We start from the raw sequence: 4,472 nt of genomic DNA on the forward strand, positions 1-4,472 counted from the left end.
ATCGACGTTGATCCAGGCATCGCCACCCGGCCTCGGCAGCGAAACGTAGACCTCTTCGGCCGACCATTCGACGGCGTGGCCAGTGACGTGGATATCGAGCGTCTTCGTCAACCAATCGGCGGCGGCCTCTGGCATCGCTGGCGTAGCGCCGTCGTCCACCGCCTGCTTGGCGACCACGCGCAACGCATCGAGCAAAGGTTCCGGCAACACCGCCTGGGTACGCGCCACGACCGGCTTGGTCGGAATGTCTGCCGCGTGGTTGAGCGTGATGCCGGTGACCGAGAACAGCAGCATGCCGATCAGGCTGATCGCGGCGCTGATCCAGTGCCAGGTGTGCAGCTGCTTCAGCCACCAGGAGCGGCGCTTCTGCTTGGCGCGCGCCGGATCGATGGCCGGCGTCGATCGGGTGCGCGCGGCGTTCACGGGGAGGCTGGCTTCGCAGTCGACGTCGACGTCGAAACGGGTGTCACGCTGGCCAGTGGCGCACCGCTGGGATCGGTGACGAAGCCGACCTTGGTGACGCCAGCCTTCGCCGCTTCGCTCATCACCGTGGCGATGATCTCGTAGCGGGCATTGCGGTCGACCCGCAGATGCAGTTCCGGCGACGGCGTCTGGGCACCGGCCGCGCGCAGGCGTTCGATGGTCTGCGCCTCGTCCACCTTCTCGCCGTTCCACCAGCGCTGGCTGTCGGCATCGATCGCGAACTGGATGTTGTCGGCCTGCTGCACGTTGGTGGTGCTGTCGGCTTTCGGCAGATCGATCTTCACCGCGTGGGTCAGCAGGGGTGCGGTGATGATGAAGATCACCAGCAGCACCAGCATGATGTCGACCAGCGGGATGACGTTGATCTCGGCCATCGGCGCGCTGTTGCGGGCGCCGCCGCCAAAGCTTCCGAAGGCCATCTCAGCGCGCTCCGCTGACCTTGAGCGGCGTGACGTTGCCGCCGGCCGAATCGATCTTGGCGCCGGTGCCGAGGAAGGCGAACAGATCGTGCGCAAAGGCATCGAGCTGCGCCAGGGTCAGGCGATTGGCGCGGACGATCAGGTTGTAGCCGAGCACCGCCGGAATCGCGACCGCAAGGCCGATGGCGGTCATGATCAGTGCTTCACCGACCGGACCCGCCACCTTGTCCAGCGTGCCGGCACCGGACACGCCGATCGCAACCAGCGCGTGATAGATGCCCCAGACCGTGCCGAGCAGGCCCACGAACGGCGCCGTGGAACCGACCGAGGCGAGCACCGTCAGGCCCGATTCGAGGCTCGCGGTTTCTTCGTCGATGGTCTTGCGCAAGGTGCGGGTGACGAAATCGCTGCTGCTGCCGGCTTCGTTCAGGCGATTGATGCCATGGCGCTCGTGATGCCGGCTGGCGACGATCGCGTGATAGACCAGATGCGAGAACGGCTCGTCCGGATGCTTCTGCTCGATCTGCGCGGCAACCACGTCCAGCGACGGCGCGTTCCAGAAGAAATCGAGAAACGCCGAGCTGCGCCGCTTGGCCCGCGCATAGCTGACCAGCTTGGTGACGATCAGATACCAGCTCGCCGCCGAGGCCACGGCCATCAGCACCAGAATGAATTTCGCCACGCCATCGGCCTGGGCGAGAAAGTGGCCGAAGCCGATACCGGGTGTTGCTGCGTCCATGTTGATTCCTGGTTTTCAATTCAAATCGGTAACTGAGGCACTGTGCCGCTCCCCTCTCCCCAACCCTCCCCCGCAAGGGGAGAGGGGCTTTGTTGCCGCACTCACTGCGGGCCTCCCCTATCCCTTTACGGGAGAGGGGCCGGGGGAGAGGGGCTCATCCCTTCAACGTGAACTCCATCGGCACGATCACCCAGGCTTCCACCGTCTGATCACCACGCTTGGCCGGCACGAAACGCCAGCGCTTGAAGACCACGTCACGCGCTGCCTGGTCGAGGCTCGATGAACCGCTCGACTTCTCGATCTTCACGTCGCCAGCCGTGCCGTCCACCGTCACCAGCACTTTCAGCAGCACCGTGCCGGACTCGCGGCGCGACTTGGCCCCATACGGATAGATCGGCGCCGGATTGTTCAGATACGCAGCGACGAAGTTCGGCGGCACGATCGTCGGCTCCGCTGGCGGCGACGAGGCGGGCGCGGCCGGCGGTGCCGGTGGCGTCGGCGCTTCGGCGACCGCTTCGATCACCGGCTCGTCTTCCAGCGGCGGCGTGACCATGGCCGATGGCGTCGGCTTGGCCGTCGCCATCAGACGCGGCTGGGGCTTCGGCTTCACCGGCTCGGGGGGCGGTGGTGGCGGTTCGATCATCACCACCGGTGCCTCCGCGATCATCGTCACCTGCATCACCACTGGCTCCGGCGGCGCCGGTTCGCTGCGGGCGATCAGCAAGGTCGCGAAACCGCCGAGGTGCAGACCGACAACGACCATGGCAGCAACCATGCGACCTCGTGCCGACATCCGCTGGCCGCAGCGATACCCGTGTTCCTGGATGGCGATGGTGCTCACAAGTCCGACCATTTGCGCAGCAGGTTGTGATACGTCCCGGTCAGGCGGATCAGCGCCGGATGGCCTTCAGGATGCAGTTCGCGCAGCGTCATCAATGCCCGGTCCATGTCGTACAGCAGACGCCGGTTGTCATCGTCGCGAACCATGCTCTGCACCCAGAAGAACGAAGCCAGACGCGCACCGCGCGTCACCGGCCGCACTTCATGCAGATGCGTAGCCGGATAGAGCAGCAGATCACCGGCCGCGAGCTTGATCGCCTGTACACCGCCGATCTCATCACTGTCGCCAATGACCAGTTCGCCGCCGTTATAGCTATCCGGATCGGCGAGAAAAAGAGTAGCCGACAGATCCGTACGCACCCGATGCGGCGGCTGCCGGCTGAGGCGTACGGCAGTGTCGATATGTGCGCCGAAATGCCCACCGCCTTCGTAGCGATTGAACATCGGCGGGAACACCTTCAGCGGCAGCGCCGCCGAGGTGAACAAGGCACTGCGGGACAAAGCCACCAGCACCACCTCGCCGAGTTCCTTCGCCAGCGGATGGTCCTCGGTGAGCTGAAGGTTGTCCTTGACCTTCGCCGCCTGCGGCCCGGCCGTGACTCGTCCGTCTTCCCAGTCGGCCGCCGCCAGCCGCTCGCGGATGAACGCGAGCGGACGGGCTTCAAGCAGACCAGGAATGCGGACGATCATGAGCGGGCAGCAGATCGGTACATCAGTACGTGAAGTTCAGCGCCAGCAGGAACGAACGCGGAATGCTCGGCTGGTAGCGCTGGCCGCTGTTGTTGACCGCGCCGACGTAGCGTTCGTCCAGCAGGTTGTAGATGTTGGCCTGCAAGCCGAGGTTGGCCGTCACGTCGTAGCTCACAACCGCATCGAAAACGAGATAGTCCTCGACCGTGACGACGCCGGTGTTCACGCTGCCGAGATTGTTGTTGATCGTGCGTGCCTGGCTGTCGATGTAACGCAGGCCACCACCGATGGTCAGCGGACCGGTGATCGGACCAAAGGCGAGCGGCAGCTTGTAGCTGGTCCAGGTCGTGACGCTGTTCTTCGGCGAGAAGTTGACGGCGGCGCCGCTCTGCGTCGAGGTGCCGTCGGTGGCAATCGTGCCTTCGGAGACTTTCGCATCCTGGAACGTGTAGCCCGCCGACACCTGCCAGGCCTCGGTGACGTTGCCGACCACTCCGAGTTCCACGCCCTGGATGCGGCGCTTGCCGTACTGGACGATCTCGTTGCCGGACTGCCGGGCGATGTCGTTCTTGGACTCGGTGCGGAACAGCGCGCCAGTCACCGCCAGCTTGTTGTCGAGCAGATCCCACTTGCTGCCGACTTCGACGCTGTCGGCCTTCGATGGCGCGAGTGCGGTCGAGTTGATGTTGGTCGTCGTCGCGCTCAGCGCGAAGTTGTCACCGCTCGGCGGGCGCTTGCTGGTGCCGTACGAGGCGTAGACCGAACCATTCGGCAGCGGCTTCCACAGACCACCGGCCTTGTAGGTGACCAGTGTGCCGCTCTTGGTCAGCCGCGAACCGAGCAGGGTGCCGACCGGCGTCACGCCCGGGTTTGCGGCGGCAGTCGACAGCGTGCCGGCCTCGGTTTCAGTGCGATAGCGCTCGAAGCGCAGGCTGCCACTGAGCTGGAACTGGTCGCGGTCGCCGAACTTCGCGGTGTCGTTCAGGTAAGCCGCACCGGTCTGTGTGCGGCCGTCGGTGAACGCACCGTTGTACGAAAGATCGACGCCAGGATCGGAAGCGTTCGGGTTGTAGACGTCGGCGCGCTGCTGCACCTGGGCGGGCGTGGTGGCCGTGACCGCATAGGTCGGCTGGTTCTGCGATTCCTGAATGAATTCGAAACCGCTGGCGAAATCGTGCTTGATCACGCCGGTGGTGAGCGAACCACGCAGATTGGTCTGGTTGGTCAGCAGCTCGTTATGGCGGACGATGCCCTGACGCGAGCGGCCGACGGTCCAGGTGGAAGGATCGTTGACGTCGCCG

Annotated in this window: 6 protein-coding genes; all 6 read right to left on the bottom strand. The window is 65.0% G+C overall.

Annotation, left to right across the window (positions count from 1 at the left end; translation table 11 throughout):
• On the bottom strand, nt 1-423 hold a 423-nt coding region (locus QZY06_RS03925; RefSeq protein WP_295680464.1), incomplete at its 3' end, for a PepSY-associated TM helix domain-containing protein.
• The gene (locus QZY06_RS03930) at nt 420-902 is read right to left on the bottom strand and encodes a biopolymer transporter ExbD (protein ID WP_295680467.1); all 483 of its coding nucleotides are present in this window, start codon (nt 900-902) and stop codon (nt 420-422) included. The genes QZY06_RS03925 and QZY06_RS03930, both read right to left, overlap by 4 nt.
• Before the next feature lies 1 nt (nt 903).
• A complete protein-coding gene (locus QZY06_RS03935) occupies nt 904-1,641 on the bottom strand; it encodes a MotA/TolQ/ExbB proton channel family protein (RefSeq protein WP_022977404.1) in 738 nt (245 codons plus the stop codon).
• 154 nt (nt 1,642-1,795) lie between these two features.
• Complete coding sequence (locus QZY06_RS03940; RefSeq protein WP_295680469.1) at nt 1,796-2,494, bottom strand: energy transducer TonB; 699 nt, start codon at nt 2,492-2,494, stop codon at nt 1,796-1,798.
• Nucleotides 2,479-3,171 carry a Fe2+-dependent dioxygenase gene (locus tag QZY06_RS03945; protein ID WP_295680470.1) on the bottom strand — a complete coding sequence of 231 codons (693 nt, stop codon included), beginning with the start codon at nt 3,169-3,171 and terminating at the stop codon, nt 2,479-2,481. Before QZY06_RS03945 ends, QZY06_RS03940 begins: the two co-directional genes overlap by 16 nt.
• Nucleotides 3,172-3,193: 22 nt before the next feature.
• Nucleotides 3,194-4,472 (bottom strand): TonB-dependent receptor (locus tag QZY06_RS03950; RefSeq protein WP_295680471.1); only part of this gene is annotated, 1,279 nt, incomplete at its 5' end.

The organism is uncultured Nevskia sp., assembly GCF_903885465.1.
Classification (GTDB): domain Bacteria; phylum Pseudomonadota; class Gammaproteobacteria; order Nevskiales; family Nevskiaceae; genus Nevskia.

Bases quoted from the DNA above. Each gene is read 5' to 3' on its own strand.
- QZY06_RS03935 (WP_022977404.1), bottom strand. From the start codon at position 1,641: ATGGACGCAGCAACACCCGGTATCGGCTTCGGCCACTTTCTCGCCCAG.
- QZY06_RS03940 (WP_295680469.1), bottom strand. From the start codon at position 2,494: ATGGTCGGACTTGTGAGCACCATCGCCATCCAGGAACACGGGTATCGC.
- QZY06_RS03930 (WP_295680467.1), bottom strand. From the start codon at position 902: ATGGCCTTCGGAAGCTTTGGCGGCGGCGCCCGCAACAGCGCGCCGATG.
- QZY06_RS03945 (WP_295680470.1), bottom strand. From the start codon at position 3,171: ATGATCGTCCGCATTCCTGGTCTGCTTGAAGCCCGTCCGCTCGCGTTC.